The sequence below is a fragment of the Chromobacterium alkanivorans genome (genome assembly GCF_016937655.1).
GTDB classification, from domain to species: domain Bacteria; phylum Pseudomonadota; class Gammaproteobacteria; order Burkholderiales; family Chromobacteriaceae; genus Chromobacterium; species Chromobacterium alkanivorans.
Window position 1 is genome coordinate 44,881 of record NZ_JAFHKL010000011.1, and the last position, 17,877, is coordinate 62,757.

Annotated in this window: 14 protein-coding genes; 6 read left to right on the plus strand and 8 right to left on the minus strand. The window is 65.7% G+C overall.

Features of this window, described 5'->3' with window-relative positions:
- Positions 1-32: 32 nt before the first annotated feature.
- Entirely contained in the window at positions 33-1,937 is a 1,905-nt protein-coding gene (locus JW897_RS18620) for an ATP-binding cassette domain-containing protein (RefSeq protein ID WP_019102620.1), read from the minus strand.
- A 121-nt stretch (positions 1,938-2,058) separates the two neighbouring features.
- The gene (tsaD, locus tag JW897_RS18625; RefSeq protein ID WP_205467238.1) at positions 2,059-3,084 is read right to left on the minus strand and encodes a tRNA (adenosine(37)-N6)-threonylcarbamoyltransferase complex transferase subunit TsaD; all 1,026 of its coding nucleotides are present in this window, start codon (positions 3,082-3,084) and stop codon (positions 2,059-2,061) included.
- Between the two features lie 122 nt (positions 3,085-3,206).
- On the opposite strand from tsaD, the gene JW897_RS18630 reads away from it, so the two are divergent.
- Positions 3,207-3,623 (plus strand): OsmC family protein, encoded by a 417-nt coding sequence (locus tag JW897_RS18630; RefSeq protein ID WP_019102622.1) that lies wholly within the window; start codon positions 3,207-3,209, stop codon positions 3,621-3,623.
- On the opposite strand, the gene JW897_RS18635 is transcribed toward JW897_RS18630, so the two are convergent.
- Complete coding sequence (locus tag JW897_RS18635) at positions 3,592-4,029, minus strand: hypothetical protein (RefSeq protein WP_205467239.1); 438 nt, start codon at positions 4,027-4,029, stop codon at positions 3,592-3,594. The genes JW897_RS18630 and JW897_RS18635 overlap by 32 nt on opposite strands.
- A gap of 222 nt (positions 4,030-4,251) precedes the next feature.
- On the opposite strand from JW897_RS18635, the gene JW897_RS18640 reads away from it, so the two are divergent.
- From JW897_RS18640 to JW897_RS18650, 3 genes are all read left to right on the plus strand, one after another.
- A complete protein-coding gene (locus JW897_RS18640; protein WP_048412183.1) occupies positions 4,252-4,848 on the plus strand; it encodes an Ntn hydrolase family protein in 597 nt (198 codons plus the stop codon).
- Positions 4,845-5,726 carry an Hsp33 family molecular chaperone HslO gene (gene hslO / locus JW897_RS18645; protein ID WP_048412182.1) on the plus strand — a complete coding sequence of 294 codons (882 nt, stop codon included), beginning with the start codon at positions 4,845-4,847 and terminating at the stop codon, positions 5,724-5,726. Before JW897_RS18640 ends, hslO begins: the two co-directional genes overlap by 4 nt.
- A gap of 221 nt (positions 5,727-5,947) precedes the next feature.
- On the plus strand, positions 5,948-8,614 hold the full coding sequence (locus JW897_RS18650; RefSeq protein WP_205467240.1) for a collagenase: 2,667 nt from the start codon (positions 5,948-5,950) through the stop codon (positions 8,612-8,614).
- A gap of 197 nt (positions 8,615-8,811) precedes the next feature.
- On the opposite strand, the gene JW897_RS18655 is transcribed toward JW897_RS18650, so the two are convergent.
- A complete protein-coding gene (locus JW897_RS18655) occupies positions 8,812-9,960 on the minus strand; it encodes a hypothetical protein (RefSeq protein ID WP_240352293.1) in 1,149 nt (382 codons plus the stop codon).
- A 38-nt stretch (positions 9,961-9,998) separates the two neighbouring features.
- Here JW897_RS18655 and JW897_RS18660 point away from each other — a divergent pair, with 38 nt between their 5' ends.
- On the plus strand, positions 9,999-10,724 hold the full coding sequence (locus JW897_RS18660; protein WP_205467241.1) for a GAF domain-containing protein: 726 nt from the start codon (positions 9,999-10,001) through the stop codon (positions 10,722-10,724).
- A 135-nt stretch (positions 10,725-10,859) separates the two neighbouring features.
- Complete coding sequence (gene ribA / locus JW897_RS18665; RefSeq protein WP_048412180.1) at positions 10,860-11,441, plus strand: GTP cyclohydrolase II; 582 nt, start codon at positions 10,860-10,862, stop codon at positions 11,439-11,441.
- 61 nt (positions 11,442-11,502) lie between these two features.
- Here the strand turns inward: ribA and JW897_RS18670 are convergent, their stop codons facing one another.
- The 4 genes from JW897_RS18670 to lptG form a co-directional block, all read right to left on the minus strand.
- Entirely contained in the window at positions 11,503-12,147 is a 645-nt protein-coding gene (locus JW897_RS18670; protein ID WP_205467242.1) for a HugZ family pyridoxamine 5'-phosphate oxidase, read from the minus strand.
- A gap of 102 nt (positions 12,148-12,249) precedes the next feature.
- Positions 12,250-13,878, minus strand: a complete 1,629-nt coding sequence (locus tag JW897_RS18675) for a S53 family peptidase (protein ID WP_205467243.1) — start codon at positions 13,876-13,878, stop codon at positions 12,250-12,252.
- 342 nt (positions 13,879-14,220) lie between these two features.
- Positions 14,221-16,794, minus strand: coding sequence for a [protein-PII] uridylyltransferase (locus tag JW897_RS18680; RefSeq protein WP_205467244.1), 2,574 nt, complete (start codon positions 16,792-16,794; stop codon positions 14,221-14,223).
- A gap of 1 nt (position 16,795) precedes the next feature.
- The gene (gene lptG, locus JW897_RS18685) at positions 16,796-17,872 is read right to left on the minus strand and encodes an LPS export ABC transporter permease LptG (protein WP_048412176.1); all 1,077 of its coding nucleotides are present in this window, start codon (positions 17,870-17,872) and stop codon (positions 16,796-16,798) included.
- Positions 17,873-17,877: the final 5 nt, after the last annotated feature.

The following is a 17,877-nucleotide window of genomic DNA, read 5'->3' on the forward strand; positions in this document are numbered from 1 at the left end:
ATTGCTGTGGAAAACCCGGGCCGTCGCCGCCGTCATTCCGCCTGTTCCAGCGCCTCCAGTTCGGCCTGGGCGTCCAGCCAGGCTTCCTCCACTTCGGCCAGCCGGGTCGCCACTTCGCCCTGGCGGCGCACCGCGTCGGCCAGCTTTTGCCGGTTGGCGTCCTCGTAGGCGTCGGCGGAAGCCATGAAACCGTCCAGCTCGGCTTTGGCCGCGCTGAGCTGGTCCAACTCCTTTTCCAGCTTGTTCAGCTTGTTCTGCAGCGGTTTGCGCAGCTGGGACAGCCGCTGGCGGGCTTCCGCTTCCTGGCGCTTCTGTTCCTTGCGGTTCAGGCCCTGGGCGTCGCCGGACGAGGGCTTGCCGGCGTCGGCCAGCAGGGTCAGCCGCCATTGGCGATAGTCTTCCAGGTCGCCGTCGAAGGCTTGCACCTTGCCGTGGCTGACCAGCCAGAAAACGTCGGTGGTGGCTTCCAGCAGGCTGCGGTCGTGGGACACCACGATCAGCGCGCCGCTGAAGTCCTGCAGCGCCATGGTCAGCGCGTGGCGCATTTCCAGGTCCAGGTGGTTGGTGGGTTCGTCCAGCAGCAGCAGATTGGGCTTTTGCCAGACTATCATCGCCAGCGCCAGCCGCGCCTTCTCGCCGCCGGACATCGGGCCCACCGGGTCGGTGGCGGCGTCGCCGCGGAAGTTGAAACCGCCGAGGAAGCTGCGCAGCTCCAGTTCGCGCGTGGTGGGCGCCAGTCTTTGCATGTGTTGCAGCGGCGTTTCGTCTTCGCGCAGGGTTTCCAGCGTGTGCTGGGCGAAATAGCCTATCTTCAGCGTTTGCGCGTTGACGACTTCGCCGCGCAGCGGGGGGAGGTCGCCGGACAAGAGTTTGACCAGGGTGGACTTGCCGGCGCCGTTGACGCCCAGCAGACCGATGCGCGCGCCGGCCTCCACCGATAGGTTGAGCCCGCCGAGTATGGTGGCGTCGCCGTAGCCGACATCGGCCTGTTCCAGCTTCAGCAGCGGGTTGGGCAGGTTGTCCGGGCTGTCGAAGTGGAAGTCGAACGGCGAGGCCACGTGGGCCGGCGCGATGCGCTCCAGCTTTTCCAGCGCCTTGACCCGGCTCTGCGCCTGGCGCGCCTTGGAGGCCTTGGCCTTGAAGCGGTTGACGAAGGATTCCAGGTGGGCGATCTGGCGTTGCTGCTTTTCGTATTCGCCTTGCTGGCGCGCCAGCTTTTCCGCGCGCATCACTTCGAACTGGCTGTAATTGCCGGTGTACAGCGTCAGATCCTGGTTGGCGACTTCGACGATGTGGTCGCAAACGCTGTCCAGGAAGTCGCGGTCGTGGGAAATCATCAGCAGGGTGCCTGGATAGCCTTGCAGCCAGTCCTCCAGCCACAGCACGGTTTCCAGGTCCAGGTGGTTGGTGGGCTCGTCCAGCAGCAGCAGGTCGGAACGGCACATCAGCGCCTGCGCCAGGTTCAGGCGCATGCGCCAGCCGCCGGAGAAGCTGGCCACCGGCCGTTGCTGGGCGTCGACGTCGAAGCCCAGGCCGGTCAGCAGCTTGCCGGCGCGCGCCGGCGCGGCGTAGGCGTCGATGCGCGCCAGCTCGCCGTGCAGATGGCCGATGGCGTTGCCGTCGTGGCGCGCTTCGGCGTCCAGCAACCCTTGCTCCAGCTGGCGCAGCTCATGGTCGCCGTCCAGCACGTAGTCCAGCGCCGAGCGTTCCAGCGCCGGCGTTTCCTGCGCCACGTGGGCGATGGTCCAGTGCGGCGGCAGCAGCGCGTCGCCGCTGTCGGCGTGCAGTTCGCCCATCAGGAGCGCGAACAGGCTGGACTTGCCGGCGCCGTTGGCGCCGGTCAGGCCGGTCTTGTAACCGGGGTTGAGGGTCAGATTGGCGCCTAGCAGCAATTCTTTCAGGCCGCGGCGCAGATTGAGGTTCTTGAGCTGGATCATGGTTGTTTTGGCCGCGAAACCCGCGAAACGTCAGCAAAGGCAAAAGCCGGCGAGGCCAGGCCAGGCTGGCCGCAATGCTTGATGTCGTTCGCGTCGTTTCGCGGCGATAAGATTTTCAGGTTCAAACCGCCGGCAGGCTGGACAGGTCCCAGCGCGGCTTGATCGAGTAGCTGCCGGGGGCTTGCGCGTATTGCAGCCGCATGGCGCCGGCGAAGGCGATCATCGCGCCGTTGTCGGTGCACAGCGCCAGCGGCGGATAGAACACGTCGAAGCGGCGGCGGCGCGCGGCCTCGTCCAGCGCGGCGCGCAGTTGCTTGTTGGCGCCGACGCCGCCGGCCACCACCAGCCGTTTCATGCCGCACTGCTTGAGCGCGGCCAGCGATTTCTTGGTCAGCACTTCGACGATGGCTTCCTGAAAGGCGCGGCAGATGTCCTTGCGCGTCTGTTCGTCGATCTGGCCGTCGGCGTCCGCCACTTGCTTGCTCAGCGTCAGCACCGCGGTTTTCAGGCCGGAGAAGCTCATGTCCAGATCGCCGGAATTCAGCATCGGCCGCGGCAGGGTGAAGCGGGCAGGGTCGCCTTCCTCGGCCAGCCGCGACAGCAGCGGGCCGCCGGGATAGGGCAGGCCCAGCAGCTTGGCGGTCTTGTCGAAGGCTTCGCCGGCGGCGTCGTCCAGGGTTTCGCCCAGGATCTGGTAGTCGCCGACGCCGCGCACCGCCATCAACTGCGTGTGGCCGCCGGAAACCAGCAGGGCCAGGAAAGGAAACTCCGGTTTGGGCTCGGCCAGCAGCGGCGACAGCAGATGGCCTTCCAGGTGGTGGACGCCCAGCACCGGGATGTTCAGGCCGAAGGCCAGCGCGTTGGCCACGCTGGCGCCCACCAGCAGCGCGCCGCCCAGGCCCGGGCCCTGGGTGTAGGCGATGGCGTCGAGGTCGGCCAGGGTCTTGCCGGCTTCGGCCAGGCAGGCCTCGGTCAGCGGAATGGCGCGGCGGATGTGGTCGCGGCTGGCCAGCTCCGGCACCACGCCGCCGTATTCGGCGTGCATGGCCATCTGGGTGTGCAGTTGGTGGGCCAGCAGGCCGCCGTCTGTGTCGTACAGCGCGACTCCGGTTTCGTCGCAGGAAGATTCAATACCTAGTACCAGCATGTTTGGGCGCAGCTCGGAATATAGCGGGACAATCTTTCTATTTTACCGGTGAATCTTTGTTCGCCCAAATCGGGATGTTAGGCTAGCCGTTTTCGATAGCTTGACGGTGAAAGGTGGGAGCGATGAAAGCCAGGCTGAAGTGGGTGGACGGCGTGTGTTTCCTGGGCGAGAGCGGCAGCGGCCACGCGGTGGTGATGGACGGCGCGCCGGAGGGCGGCGGCAGGAATCTGGGGCCGCGGCCGATGGAACTGTTGTTGCTGGGCACCGCCGGCTGCACCAGTTACGACGTGATCACCATTTTGAAGAAGTCGCGGCAGCGGGTCAGCGACTGCTGGGTGGAGATCGAGGCCGAGCGCGCCGAGGAGGAGCCCAAGGTGTTCACCCGCATCCATTTCCATTTTGTGGTGACCGGCCATGAGTTGAAGGCCGACGCGGTGGAGCGGGCGATCAGGCTGTCGGCGGAGAAGTACTGTTCCGCCTCCATCATGCTGGGCAAGACCGCCGATATCAGCCACGATTTCGAATTGCGCGACGCCTGAGCGCCTGACCGGCGACGGGCGGACCGGCCAGCAGTTCCGCCGCCAGGCTAATGGCCGCGTCGCAGTCCGGCCGGTGACGCAGCGGATAGCCCCAGAACTTTTCGAAGCGCGGCGCGAACTCGTCCAGATACAGCTGTTGATCGGCCTGCGGGGCGATCACGATGGTGCCCCGTATCAATTGGCGGATCTGCAGCCGGTTGTCCTTGACCCACAGCGCCGCCATTTTGCGGATGATGCGCGCGTGCAGGTCCAGTTCGGTCGGGGCCGGTTCCCTGGCGATGAAGACGAAGGGGCGCTGCTGAAGCAGCAGCTGGTCCAGCGTGGCGAAGATGTCGGTGGGCTGCTGTCCATCCGGGCGGCGGCGATCCAGCCAGACGATGGGAAAGTCTTGAGCGTGGAATTGCATGGCTATTTTGTAAATGAGAATCAATATCATTGTATCGATAAAAACCCGCTTTGTCATCCCGTCGCGGCCGCGAAGCGGTCTTGAGATTCGCGCCGGAGATCCCCACCTTTTTCCGGACCGGCCGTGGGCGCAAGGCTTGGGTTGCCGGGCGTAAGCCGATACAATAGGCGGTTTTGCGCGGCCGTCGACCCCGGGGCCGCCATCGACGAAAAAGGCGCAGGGATGACTACCATCGTGGCGGTAAGAAAGGGCGATCAGATCGCGATCGCAGCCGACAGCCAGACCACTTTTGGCGACGACCAGAAGCTGCTGGCCGGCTATGATTGTTTCCACAACAAGATTTTCCAGCACGGGGACAGCTATTTGGCCATCTCCGGCTCGGCCGCCCACGATCTGGTGCTGCAAGGCGCGCTGAAGGAATTGAAGAAGAAGGACCTGAGCAGCCGCCAGGGCATTTTCGAGACCTTCCGCAAGCTGCATCCCAAGCTGAAGGACGGTTTCTACCTGCGTCCGGAAGAGGATGAGGAAGATCCGTACGAATCCAGCCAGATGATGGTGGTGATCGCCAACCGTCACGGCATTTTCGGGGTTTACCCGATGCGCGAGATCTACGAGTTCTCCCGCATCTGGGCGATAGGCTCCGGCCGCAAGTTCGCGATGGGCGCGATGTACGCGGTGTACGACCAGGCGCTGAGCGCGCGCGAGATCGCCGAAATCGGCGTGCGCGCCGGCTGCGAATTCGACGTCAGTTCTTCGATGCCGATGACGGTCTATACCGTAGAACTGGCGGCGGACAAGGATAAGAAAGACACAGCATGAGCACACAAGACAGATTGCAACGATTTTTGTTCGACGGCGCGCCGGTGCGCGGCGCGCTGGTGAGACTGGACGGCGCCTGGCAGCAGGTGCTGGCCCGCCGCAGCTATCCGCCGGCCTTGAAGAAGATCGTCGGCGAGATGATGGCGGCGGCCGAGCTGATGGCCGCCAATCTCAAGTTCGACGGCGCGCTGATCCTGCAGCTTCACGGCGCCGGCGCCCTGAAGCTGGCGGTGGTGGAGTGCAACAACGACCGCACCATCCGCGCCACCGCCAAGTGGGACGAAGGCATTGCCGACGACGCCTCCATCCAGTCCTTGCTGGGCGCGCACGGCCGCTTCGTGGTGACGCTGGAGCCGCGCGTGGACAAGGCGCAAACCTGGCAGGGCATCGTGGCGCTGGAAGGCGACAGCATAGGCGAGATGCTGGAGAACTACATGTTGCGCTCCGAGCAGCTGGAAACCCGGCTGATTCTGGCCTCCAGCGACGAAACCGCCGCCGGCATGCTGTTGCAGAAGCTGCCGGAAGGCCACGGCGATCCGGAGGGCTGGGAGCGCATCCAGATGCTGGGCGCCACGCTGAGAGCGGACGAACTGCTGGGCCTGCCGGCCGAGGACGTGCTGCATAGGCTGTTCCATGAGGAAACGGTGCGGGTGTTCGATCAGGAAACGGTGAGCTTCGCCTGCAATTGCAGCCGCGAGCGCGTCGGCGACATGCTGAAGATGCTGGGCGGCCAGGAGGTGGGCGAGGTATTGCTGGAGCAGGGCAGCGTGGAAATCGTTTGCGACTACTGCAACCAGCATTACGTCTATGACGAGGAAGACGCCAACCGTCTGTTCGATTACGACGTGATGGCCGCCGCGCGCGAAGCCAGGCATTGATGCATTAGTCGGTTTGGCAACAAACTTTATGGAAGCCGCCTGCGCGGCTTTTTTTACGCCCTTTTTTCGGCGAAAAACAGGGTAAAAATACCAATGTTGTAATTATGGTTTAAATTGGCGGTTTTATTTTAAACTGAATTCTCATGACGATGGCTATTCTATATGATTTGAAATGCGCATCTGAATATTGATGCGACATTATTAATGTCTTGGATAGCGTCATGATAAAAACAGCTTCGCTCAGCGGCGTGCGCGCACTGAGTCTTTCCGTGATGGCCGCCGCCTTATTGGCCGGTTGCGTCAGCGATTCCGAAAAAACAACGGTCAACCAGCCGGCGCCGCAGGCCAATCTGCCGCAGGCCGGCCACTCCTCGCATTCTCCGGCGCTGTCGGAGAAACCGTCCTACCCGCACGGCCTGCCGCCCGGCGCACCGGCCGACGGCGCCGGCCCCGGCGCCAAGCCGCAAGGGCCGATGCAGCAGACCGGCGCGCGGCGCGCCAAGGTTGCCGCGGCCGCGCCGCAATACGCCGCCTGCGAGGAAGCCAAGCTGGGCCAGTTGTCCGGCGCGGCGCTGGCGCGTTATGTCGCCAGCGTGCAGGGCAGCTGCATGAACCGCCTGTTCCAGGCGGACGCCTTCACCTACCGAGTGGTGTCGCCGGCGAATATGCGCGAAGTGGCGGCCGAAGCCCGCGCCCGCGCGCAAAACTGGGACGGCAAGAGCGCCAACGGCTTGTGGCCGCTGGCGGTGTTCCTGAAGGCCGGCTACTTCACCCAGTACAGCCACGCCGCGGAAGTGGGCGACTACGGCCGTCCGGTGGACGAGCCGGTGATGCAGGCGGTGAGCGCGCTGGCAGAGAATCCGGCGCTGTGGAGTGAACCTGTGCGCGACGGCAGCGGCGATCAAGACGCCTGGTATCTGGCGACCGATCTGCGCCAGTCGGTGGCGGAAACCATGATCCTGGCGGATTCGGTGCGCAAGCAGGAATACGCGCTGCCGCTGCTGCAGCGCTTCTTCGGCCGCTACAACGCCGCGGCTAAGAACAACTGGGCGCGCATCGCGCTGCATCCGATGCAGACCACGCTGTTCAATATGCATTACACCGAGGGCTTCGCCGACAAGGCGGGCGCCGGTCAACTGGACGCGCTGGCGAGCAGCCTGGCAGGGCTGACCCGCGCCGGCCAGCCGGCCTTCGCCGATGAACAAATGTATCTGAACACCGTGCGCGAAACCGGCCGCTTCATGCAATACCCGCGCACCGCCAAGCTGGCGGAAGACGCGGTGGCCGGCTTGCTGGGCGGCGAGAAGTTCGGCGCCTCGTGGGCGGAAGCGGTGTACGCCTTGAAGAAGCTGGGCAAGGTGCCGTGCGAGCGCTACGGCATCTGCCAGGCCGAGCAGGAGCTGAAAACGCATCTGTTCCCGCACAGCTGGAGCTTCGACAACGGCAATCTGGTGTTCGAAACCCCGCTGGCGCTGGCCGAGGTGGAACCGCTGTACTACGCGATGAAGCAGGTGCAGGCGCAACTGGGCCGGGTCAGCGGCATCAGCCAGCCGGTGACGGGCGACAGCAACGCCAAGCTGCGCATGGTGATCTACGGCAGCAAGACCGCCTACCAGCGCTTCCAGGGCCTGCTCAATGAATTGTCCACCGACAACGGCGGCATCTACATCGAGAAGGACGGCACCTTCTACACCTTCCAGCGCGAAGTGCCGCGCGAGAGCTATCTGAGCCTGGAAGAGCTGGTGCGCCACGAGTACGTGCACTATCTGTCCGGCCGCTTCATCCAGCCCGGCATGTGGGGCAGCTCCGAGTTCTACCGCGACGACCGCCGCATGGCCTGGTACGACGAGGGCTTCGCCGAGTTCATGGCCTGGAGCACTTCGCGCGACGGCATCAAGGTGCGCGGCCACGTGGTGGACGTGGTGGCCAATGGCTGGCCGCAAAGCTATCTGGAACCGTCCCGCATCATGCGCTCCAGCTATAGCGACGGCTGGGACTTCTACAGCCATTCCGCCCTGTGGTTCTACTATCTGAACCAGCAACAGCCGGGCCGCATCGCCGAGATCCTGGCCGCGCTGCGCGCCGACGACGTCAAGCGCTTCGACGCGCTGGTGGCGGAAATGGGCCGCGACGCCGGCCTGGTGCAGGGCTTCCATGACTATGTGGGCCGTCAGGTGGAGGCGCAGCGCGCCGGCCAGCTGGGCAATACTTCGACCGAGCAGGGCGTGGACTGGCTGAAGCAGGCGCAATGGCAGGCCGGCGACGTCGGCGCGATCGAAGGCGCGATGCGCCGCCATCTGCCGGTGGCGTGCCGCGTCTGGGCCGACGGCGAGCGCAGCGCGCTGCGCCGCTTCGAATGCGACGGCGCGTTGCCGCTGCGTTCCGGCACCGCCACGCTGGCGCGCCAGGAACTGGACAAGACCCTGGACTCCGCCTTGCAGAGCCTGCTGCGCGGCAGCGGCATCAACAATATGATGGCGCTCAACTGCGCGGCCACCGACTACGACTTCAAGGCCAAGCGCGCCGCGCTGCGCTGCGAAGGCCCGTTGGGTCCGGCCGCGTCGCAGCCTTCGCAACCGGGCGGCGGAGACGCGCAACTGGGTTTGGCCAAGCTCAGCTATTCCAGCCCTGTGCGCTGCCTGCGCGGCCAGCTGCAAGGCGTGGGCGCGCCGGACGGCTATAGCCTGGTGACCGGTCCCAAGCTGGGCCGCGCCATCATGGCCGACCACGGCGCGTTCAACTACCGCCGCGATCAGGACCAGCCGGGCGTGGCCGACCAGATCACCGTGCGCGTGCGCAAGGGCGCGCAAACGCGGGACGTGGTGGTGCAGTTGCTGGCGACGCCGGTGAATATGTCGGAAGAGGAGTGCTGGGCTCGCGCCGGTTGAGGCGTGTCTGAGGTATGAATGAAAAGAGCCGGGAGATTCCCGGCTCTTTTTGTTTTAGAACCTGTTTACGATCTGCTGCGCTTCGGCGATACAGCGTTGAAAACACCCTCAAAATGCTCATGTACCAACCGTACACTCCGCTTTTTCGGTCGTTTTCGCCTTGTCTCGCTCTTGCTCGCGAGATCGTAAACACGTTCTTAGAGCGCTTGAACCTGGCCCGGATCCGGCCGCTCCAGCCACGCCATGAAGGCGTCGCCCAGTCTTTGGCTCTCGGCGGTGGCCTGGCGCCAGAAGCGCTGGCGTTGCTCGTCCCGGCCCAGGTAGCGGTGGAAGTCCTTGCGGTCCGGCAGTTTGCCGCCGGGCAGCCGCGCCAGGTAGTCGCGCGACGGCGCGATCAGCACGGTGTTGGCGTGGTGGGCCGGACTGGACCGGCGCCAGGGCAGGAATTTGTCGAACCAGCCAGGCACGATGCGATCGGTGAAATGCGGGTAGAGCACGATGTCGTCGCCCTGGGCGAAGGGGAAGTCCAGATGGTAGTCGGTCAGGCCGCCGTCGCGGTAAGTGGCCGCCGGCGCGCCCGGCAGCTGTACGCCGTTGAGCACGCCGGGAATGGCGATGGTGCCCATCAGCGCGGCGTCCAGATTGTCCGTTCCCAGCGGCTGGCACAGCGTGGGGATGTCGTCTTCGGGCTTGAAGCGCAAGGCGCTGCGCGGATCGTGGCAGATCACCCGGCTGAAGGCGTGGCGCAGCAGGCCGCGCGACACGGTGTTGAGCGCGGCGCTCAAGGCCAGGCCGCCCAGCAGCGCCGCCCGCGCCTCGCTGGCGAGCAGGCCGTGGGAACGCACCAGCAACAGGCTAAGCTGATAGCGCGGGTGATCGATCAGCTCGGCGCGCGCCGCTGGCGGCAGCACCTCGTCCAGCATCAGCCGGGTCTGGCGGGTGATGTCGGCCACGCCGATGTCGGCGGCGTAGGTTTCCGCGGTGTAGCGCTCCGCCAGCCGGGCCAGCGCCTGGCGCGGGTCGGCCTGCATCGCGCAGGCGAAGCGCCAGCCGCCGATGGAGGCGCCGACCAGCTCGCGCCGGCGCGGGCTGCGGTTCAGCCATTCGAACACCGCCTGGTCCAGGCCGGTGATGCCTATCGCCTTGGGGCCGCCGGCTGCGCCGGGCAGGGTGGCCACGCTGGCGGCGGGCAGGCCCTGGCTGGCCAGCAGCTTGCGCGCGTGCGCGCCGGCTTTGATCACGAGGGGCGGGTAAGGGATATGGATGGCGGGCATGGTGTCGTATTCTGGACTGGGGTTGGCCAGCGCGGGGCGGTTTTTGGTATCCTGCTGGGTTTCGATATTCATTCGCATCGGGCGGCGCGGCCGCCTTCAGGAGCACAGTCATGATACCCGTAAGCCAACTGGCCGACTATCTGCGCGAGCAGAGCCTGGCACTGGATCGCACCGAGTTGCAGATCGCGGTGCTGACCCTGTCCGCGGTGTTGAACGCGGACAAGCCGGCGGCGCGCCAGGATTTGTACCGCTACCGGGTGCCCAAATTGAGCGAGGACGGCAGCTGCTCCCTGTTCGAGGAACTGGCCGACGAGCCTTACGACCTGGCGCCGCTGTTCGGCGGCGAAAGCCCGGAGGCGGCGACGGCGCTGCGCAATCTGCACGCGCTGGTGGAGTCGGTGAACCACAAGGTGGGCGCGGACTGGTTGGGCGTCTACCGCAAGATAGGCAAGGGCCAGCAGGCCAAGCTGGTCAAGTTGGCCTATCAGGGCGTGCCCAGCCGCGCCGAGTTTCCGCTGACCGAGGCCTTCGCCGAATACAGCAACAACAGCCGGGTGGGCCTGACCGGTTGGGCGGTGTTGATCGAGGACGTCAAAGCCTGGCGTGCCGAGGGCGGCGGCTATTACGAGTGCGACCCCAAGGTGATGAGCGAGGTCTGCCTGCCGGTGCTGGGCCAGGACGACAATGTGCTGGGCATTCTGGACGCCGAGGCCTCCAGCGCCGGCTTCTTCACGCCGGAGCGGCTGGTGTGGCTGACCGCGCTGGCCATCGTGCTGGCCGAGCCCTTCGCCGCCTTGCCGCTGGCGCTTGAAAATCCGGAAGCCGACCACAGTTAATCAAGATTATCGCGCGCGGATTCAGGTGCGCTCATTAGGGCCTGTGGACGCGGGTTTTCAGCCGCGACAGGCGCTAAATCTAGTGGAGAAACAATGTCATTGCCTGCTGTCGAGCTCAGCGCGGATGAGCCGAGGATGGAATACATAGCCAGTTGCAAGCTGCCCACCCCCTGGGGCGAGTTCACCATGCATGGTTTTGAGGAGGAGGGCGGCCGCGAGCATGTCGCGCTGACTCTGGGCACGATAGACGACGGCGAGCCGGTGCTGTCGCGCCTGCATTCGGAGTGTCTGACCGGAGACGCGCTGTTTTCGCTGCGCTGCGACTGCGGTTTCCAACTGGAGGCGGCCTTGTCCGCCATCGCCGCCGAAGGCCGCGGCGCCTTGCTGTATCTGCGTCAGGAAGGCCGCGGCATCGGCCTGATCAACAAGATCCGCGCCTACCAGCTGCAGGACGGCGGCGCCGACACCGTGGAAGCCAACGAGCGTCTGGGTTTTCCCGCCGACATGCGCGATTTCCGCATCGCCCGCCACATGCTGGAACAGCTGGGCGTGTCGCGGGTGCGGGTGATGACCAATAATCCGCGCAAGATCGAAACCCTGCGCAGCGCCGGCATCGACGTGGTGGAACGGGTGCCGCTGGAGGTGGGGCGCAATCCGCACAACGACCGTTATCTGGACACCAAGGCCAGCAAGCTGGGCCATATGTTGTTCAAGTGAGCGGCCGCGCCGGAACGGCGCCGCCAGGGATGAGGGAACGGGAGCCGGCGGCTCCCGTTTTTCATGCCAGCGCGGCGATCAGTTCCGGCCAGCGGGCGGCCAGTTCGTCGCTTTCCAGCGCGGCGGGGAAGGCCAGGCGCCGGCGCGCGGCGGCGCTCTCGTAGTCGATGCCGTGGCAGTCGGCGCCCAGCAGCCGGACGCCGGCGGGCAGCGCGGCGGCCCGATCCAGCAGTTCCGCTTCCCGTTCCGGCTCCAGCGTCGGACCGTCCAGCCACTGTTCCGCCTCCAGCCAGCCCATGCGGCCGAAGCCCTCGATATAGCGCAGCCGTTGCGGCCGCAGCCGGTAGAAGGCGAAGTCCAGCCGCAGCCAGTCTTCGGCCTCCGGCTGGTAGCGCAGGTGGCGGGCCAGCTCCAGCGGCGTGGGCTGGAAGGGCTCCATGTCGCCCAGCAGGGTCAGGCGCGAGCCGCTCTGGCTGGACGCGGCCTCTGGGTCCAGCAGCGCCACGCTGCAGCGCGGATCGGCTTGCAGGTTCTTGCTGTGCTCGGCCAGCGCGCTGAGGCAGAGCGTGGGCCGGTGGAGGGCGTCGGGCACGCAGGGTATCGGCGTGGCGTAGGGGTAGCCGGCCAGTTGGGTGCTGTGGCTGGCCAGGCTGGCGTGGACGCAGCGGTGCAGCAGATGGATGGCGGCGGCGGGCGGGATTTTCATGGCGATTTATCTTTGGCGCGAAGTGGTCCCATCTTAGCCGCCGGCGGCGGCGGGCGCAAAAAAGCCCCGGCGGGCCGGGGCTCAAGGCGAGAGGGCGCTGCTTTAAAAACCAGGTGTCCGCGCGATGAAGGCGTTCAGATTGGCGATGTTCAGACTGCCCCAGCCGGTGGTGTAGTCCCAGCCCTTGGCGGCGCTGTAGGCGCCGTTGCTGCCGCTGGTGACGTCGTGGTACAGCGCTGGGTTGGCCTTGAAGTATTTGTAGATGGAAGGCGCCGGCGAGTTGATGTTGTTGCCGTTGGCCGATTCTATCCGCGCCCAGAAGCCGGTGAACAGCGGCGCCGCCAGGCTGGTGCCGCCGATTTGCGAGAGGCCGCCGTTGACCAGCACCAGCGCGCCGCTGTTGGGGTCGGCGTCGAAGGAGACGTCGGGCACGCCGCGCTTGGTCTTGGAGATGGTCAGCACGCCGGCGTTGGTCTGCCAGGCCGGAGCGTTCTCGGTGTAGCTGGGGCCGCCGCCGCCGCCGTTCCAGGTGCTTTCCGACAGGTAGCCGGTCTTGCCGCTGGTGGACAGCGTGGTGCCGCCGACGGCGATCACGTACGGGGACACCGCCGGGTAGCTCTGGCGCGCGGTGCGGCCGCCGCATTCGTAGGAGCCGGAGTCGCCGGTGGACACCGAGAAGGTCTGACCCTGGGCCACCGCCGCCTGGAATATTTGGTCGGCGCTGGCGGTCATGCCGTCGCTCTTAGCGCTGGTTTCGCACTCGCCCAGCGAGACGTTGACCACCTTGGCCGTGCCGTCGCTGACCGCGGCGTTGAAGGCGGCGGTGATGTCGGCGTTGGTCATCGACGGCGCCACGTAGAAATTCATCTGCTGCACCACGCCGCCGGCGGCGGCGAGGATGTCCTGACTGTCCAGGTTCCATTCCTCGGTGCCGGAGGTGTCGCTGCTGGGCGCGCCGCTATTGATCACCGAGGTGGCCACCGCGCCGTAGCCGGCGCCGCTGGCGAAGTCCTGCAGATCGCTCAGCGTCTGGCTCAGGTCGCCCTCGGCGATGATGCCGACGGTGGTGTTGCCGGCCGGCGGCAGGCTGTTCGCGTTGTAGATGCTCGGGAAATCGGTGGGCGAGTGGCCGCTGACGCTGGAGGTCTTGAAGGCTTGCGGCGTCGGGTGGCGCAGCGCGGTGTGGAACTGGTGGACATTCTGCAGGCCGTGCACCGCCAGCACGATGTCGGCCAGCGCGCCGGGCACCTGGGCGTTGGCGACATTGGCGTAGGCCTGGCGGCCGTCGATGGTGTAGCGGTGCAGCGAGGTCTGAAAGCCGGCCTTGACCGTGGCGGCGCTGCCGTCGGCGGTGATCAGCAGGCGGTTGGGCGCCACCTTGATGTTGCGGAAGCCGCTGGCCTGGAGGTGCTTGACCACGGCCTGGGCCTGGGCTTCGGTGGGGGAGAACTGATTCAGGAACTCGGTCTTGCTCAGGTAACGCTTGCTGCGGCCCTGCAGGATGTCCTGGGTCAGCGCGTCCAGTTGCGCCTTGTTGCGCGCTTTCAGCGCCACCGCGATGTGCACGCTTTGTCCGGCGGCGACTTCGCCGCTGTCCTGCGCTTGCGGAATCAGCGTCTGCACGGGATGAGCCAGGGTGTTGGTGGATTGCCAGTCTAGGGTTGCTGCTTGCGCCGCGATGCTGAAGAAGGCGGCGGACACCAGTGCGGCCGTGTATTGCTTGGCAAACATTCACTTCTCCTCTGAAGAAGTACCGCGCGGGCCTGCTGTCGGGCAAGGCCCTTGGACCAGGCTTGTGGTCGCTCGACGGCGCGCCTTTGGTCCAGGTTGGTTGCCCTTGGTGCGGAAGGGCTGCTCCCAATGGGGAACGCTGAATGTGTAATCCTTGATGCCGGAGAATGACAAATAAATTTACGTACAGCGGATAAACTGTCTGAAAAAAGCAAATCTATGACGTTTGCAATGCGGTTTACTGATCGAGGGAATGAGCGGCGCGCATGGCCGGAGCCGGGCCGGGCGTTTGCTTCAAGTCTTGGCCGCGTTCTTGTTCCGTGGCCTGGGCCGCTGCCTAGCCTAGAGCCGCAGCGCTGCCATTAGCGCGTTCTCCAGCGCCAGCACGGTCTTGTCTTCGTTGAGGCCGGGGCCGGAGATCAGGAAGGAGTCCTCGGCGCGGCTGCCCAGGGTCATGATCTTGGCGGATTGCACGTTCATCCGGTAGTCGGACAGCACTTTGGCGATGCGCGCCAGCAGGCCGGGGCGGTCGCCGGCGACGATGGACAGCACGTAGAAGCTGGCTTTGTCGTCCGGGCGGATCAGGATTTGCGGCGTGATCGGGAAGTGTTTGAGGTGGCGGCTGATGCGGCCGGAGGCGGGCAGGCTCAACTCGCCCTCCTGGCGCAGGCATTCGGCCAGCTCGAACTCGATGAAATTGATCATGTCGCGGTAATCGCCGTCGTGGTGCTCGGGCACGAAGACGTGGAAGGTGTCCAGCGCGTAGCCGTGGCGGGTGGTGTAGACCTTGGCGTCGGCGATGCTGTAATGGGTGCGGCCGAAGAAGGCGCAGGCGCGGGCGAACAGTTCCGGCCGGTCCCGGGTGTAGATCAGCACCTGTATGCCCTCGTGGTCGTCGGACAACCGGGCGCGCACCAGCGGGCCGTCGGCGTGGACGAAGCGGTTGAGCAGCCGCGCGTGCCAGGCGATCTCCTTGGCCTCGTGGCGCAGGAAGTAGACGGTGTCCAGCTCCTGCCACAGCGCGGCCTCCACGCCGCTGGGCACCGCGTGCAGGCGCAGCAGCGCCTGGGCCTGATGCTTGCGCTCCTCCAGTTCCGAGGCGACGTCCAGCTGGCCGCCGCGCACCAGTTGGCGCATCGCCGCGTGGTAGAGATCTTCCAGCAGCTTGGCCTTCCACGCGTTCCAGACCTTGGGGCTGGTGCCGCGGATGTCGGCCACGGTCAGCAGGTAGAGCGCGGTCAGCCGGCGCGGCGTGCCGACCAGCTCGGCGAAGCGGCGCACGGTTTCCGGGTCGTAGATGTCCTGTTTCTGCGCCACGCTGGACATGGTCAGGTGCTGGCCCACCAGCCAGGCCACCAGTTCGCCGTCCTCGGCCGGCAAGCCGTGCTGACGGCAGAAATCCGCCGCGTCCGTCATGCCCAGCGTCGAGTGGTCGCCGCCGCGGCCTTTGGCGATGTCGTGGAACAGGCCTGCCAGGTACAGCGTTTCCGGCCGTTCGAAGTCGTTGATCAGCCGGGACATCAGCGGGTATTCGTGGGTGAAGGCGCTGCTGGCGAAGCGCCGCAGATTGCGCACCACCATCAGAATGTGCTCGTCCACGGTGTAGACGTGGAACAGATCGTGCTGCATCTGGCCGACGATGTGGCCGAAATTGGGCAGGTAGCGGCCCAGCACCCCGTACAGATTCATCCGCCGCAGGCAGCGCGTCAGGCCGTTGGGCTCGCGAAACAGTTGCAGGAACAGTTCGCGGTTGCGCGGATTGTTGCGGAAGCGTTCGTTGATGTGGCTGCGCGCGTGCCACAACGCGCGCAGCATGCGCGGGGCGAAGCCGGTCAGCTCCGGATTGCGCTGCAGCATCAGAAAGGCTTCCAGGATGGCGGACGGGTATTTCTCGAACACGTCCGGCTGACGGATGCCCAGCATGCCGTTGACCGAGTAGAAGCGTTCGTTCAGGTTCTGGGTGATGCGCGGCACTTGCGAATAGATCCGGCCGCGCAGATTGGGCAGCAAGATGCCGTTGAGCTGGTTGACGGTTTTGGCGGCGCGGTAATACAGCTGCATCGCCTGTTCGCTGGCGCGTTTGGCCGGCGTGTCCTGCAGGCCCAGCGCCCGGCCCAGCTGCTGTTGCAAATCGAAGATCAGCCGGTCTTCGCGCCGGCGCGCCAGCAGGTGCAGCTCGATGCGCAGGCCCAGCAGCTGGCGTTCGCTGTGCTTGATCAGCCTCGCCTCGGCCAGGGTCAGAATGCCGCGGCGCACCAGCGCGTCCCAGTTGTCGCCCAGACCGATGGCCTTGCTGATCCACAGAATGGTGTGCAGATCGCGCAGGCCGCCCGGGCTTTCCTTGATGTTGGGCTCCAGATTGTTGCCCACGCCGAAGTGGCGGGTGTGGCGCTGCTGCTGCTCCTGGGTCTTGCCTTCGAAAAAGGCCAGCGGGTCGCGCTGGCGGTCCAGCAGCGCGCTCATCCGCCGCCAGGGCGCGGCGTCGCCGGCGATCAGCCGGTTTTCCAGCAGATTGGTTTCAATGGTGATGTCGCCGCGCGCCTCGGACAGGCATTCGTCGACGGTGCGCACGCTGTGGCCTATCTCCAGGCCCACGTCCCACAGCAGGCTGATGAAGGCGCCGACGCGCTCGCCCAGCTCCGGCGACGGCGGCTGGTCCAGCAGCACCAGCAGGTCGATGTCGGAGTGGGGGAAGAGCTGGCCGCGGCCGTAGCCGCCCACCGCGATCAGGCTGGCGGTGCCGTCCAGGCCGGACTGCGCCCACAAGGCTTGCAGCGCGCCGTCCACCGTCTGGCTGTGCCGCTTCAGGTACTCCTGGGGATTGCGTTGCTGGCGGTATTGCTCCGCCAGCGCCTGACGTTTGCCGGCCAGTTCCTGGCGCATGCGAGCGAGGGAGTCCGCGGCCGGCGAGTTCATGTCAGCGCCTTTCCTGCCTGGCGATGATGGCGACGCCCGCCACCAGGAACAGCAAGGTGGGCAGCGTGGCGGACAGGATGGGGTTCCAGTCGTACAGCAGGCCCAGATGGCCGAACAGGCGGTTCACGAAGTGAAAGGCGATGCCCAGGCAGATGCCGCCGAACAGGCGGATGCCCAGCTGGCCGTGGCGGCGTTGCTGCGGGGTGAAGGCCAGCGCCACCAGCGCCATCGAGATGCAGGCCAGCGGGTAGAACAGCTTGCTCCACAGCGCGATCTCATAGCGCTGGGTCTGTTGTTTGTTGCTGCGCAAGTGCTCCAGATAGGTCAGCAGCGCGCTGGCCGACATCTGTTCCGGCACCACCAGCAGCACCGACAGGATTTCCGGCTCGACGATGGATTTCCATGACAGCTCCGGGTAGTGGCGGCTGACGGACTGATCCGCGCCCAGCGTGGTTTCGCGCACATTGATCAGCCGCCATTGCTGCTCGTCCTTGGAGAAGGAGCCGCGTTCGGCGTAACGGGTGCGCACCAGGCGGAAATTGTCGTCGTAGGTGTAAATGCGCACGCCCAGCAGAGAAGTGTCCGGCAGCATTTCATGGACGTTGATGAAGTTCTGGTTGTCCTTGACCCAGATGCCGGAGCGGAATTCCTGCGCCACCATCGAGTGGGTGGCGGACAGCTTAAGGCTTTGCGCCTGCTGGCCGGTGCGCGGCGCCACCACCTCGCCCAGCAGCACGGTGAGCAGGGCGAAGCCGAGGCCGAACTTCAAGAGCGTGGCGGCGATCTGCGGCAGCGTCACGCCGCTGGTGCGTATTACCGTGTATTCGCTGCTGGTGGCCAGCTGGGTCATCGCCACCATGCCGCCGATCAAGACCGCCAGCGGCATCAGTTCATAGGCGTGGCCCGGCATCAGCAGCGCGACATAGCCCAGCATCTTGCCCAGGGTGTAGCTGCCCTTGCCCAGATTGGGCACTTCGGCCAGCAGGTCGAAGAAGCCGTACAGGCCCAGCAGGGCCAGCAGGGTGAACAAGGTCGCCTGGCTCAGGGTGGCGACGATGTAGCGATGAATCAGTTTCATGACGG

What these genes read in the sequence shown, in the direction of transcription:
- JW897_RS18655 (WP_240352293.1), bottom strand. Translation starts at nt 9,960, where the DNA reads ATGAATATCGAAACCCAGCAGGATACCAAAAACCGCCCCGCGCTGGCC.
- ribA (WP_048412180.1), top strand. Translation starts at nt 10,860, where the DNA reads ATGGAATACATAGCCAGTTGCAAGCTGCCCACCCCCTGGGGCGAGTTC.
- JW897_RS18680 (WP_205467244.1), bottom strand. Translation starts at nt 16,794, where the DNA reads ATGAACTCGCCGGCCGCGGACTCCCTCGCTCGCATGCGCCAGGAACTG.
- hslO (WP_048412182.1), top strand. Translation starts at nt 4,845, where the DNA reads ATGAGCACACAAGACAGATTGCAACGATTTTTGTTCGACGGCGCGCCG.
- JW897_RS18640 (WP_048412183.1), top strand. Translation starts at nt 4,252, where the DNA reads ATGACTACCATCGTGGCGGTAAGAAAGGGCGATCAGATCGCGATCGCA.
- JW897_RS18650 (WP_205467240.1), top strand. Translation starts at nt 5,948, where the DNA reads ATGATAAAAACAGCTTCGCTCAGCGGCGTGCGCGCACTGAGTCTTTCC.
- JW897_RS18630 (WP_019102622.1), top strand. Translation starts at nt 3,207, where the DNA reads ATGAAAGCCAGGCTGAAGTGGGTGGACGGCGTGTGTTTCCTGGGCGAG.
- tsaD (WP_205467238.1), bottom strand. Translation starts at nt 3,084, where the DNA reads ATGCTGGTACTAGGTATTGAATCTTCCTGCGACGAAACCGGAGTCGCG.
- JW897_RS18670 (WP_205467242.1), bottom strand. Translation starts at nt 12,147, where the DNA reads ATGAAAATCCCGCCCGCCGCCGCCATCCATCTGCTGCACCGCTGCGTC.
- JW897_RS18635 (WP_205467239.1), bottom strand. Translation starts at nt 4,029, where the DNA reads ATGCAATTCCACGCTCAAGACTTTCCCATCGTCTGGCTGGATCGCCGC.
- JW897_RS18675 (WP_205467243.1), bottom strand. Translation starts at nt 13,878, where the DNA reads ATGTTTGCCAAGCAATACACGGCCGCACTGGTGTCCGCCGCCTTCTTC.
- JW897_RS18620 (WP_019102620.1), bottom strand. Translation starts at nt 1,937, where the DNA reads ATGATCCAGCTCAAGAACCTCAATCTGCGCCGCGGCCTGAAAGAATTG.
- lptG (WP_048412176.1), bottom strand. Translation starts at nt 17,872, where the DNA reads ATGAAACTGATTCATCGCTACATCGTCGCCACCCTGAGCCAGGCGACC.
- JW897_RS18660 (WP_205467241.1), top strand. Translation starts at nt 9,999, where the DNA reads ATGATACCCGTAAGCCAACTGGCCGACTATCTGCGCGAGCAGAGCCTG.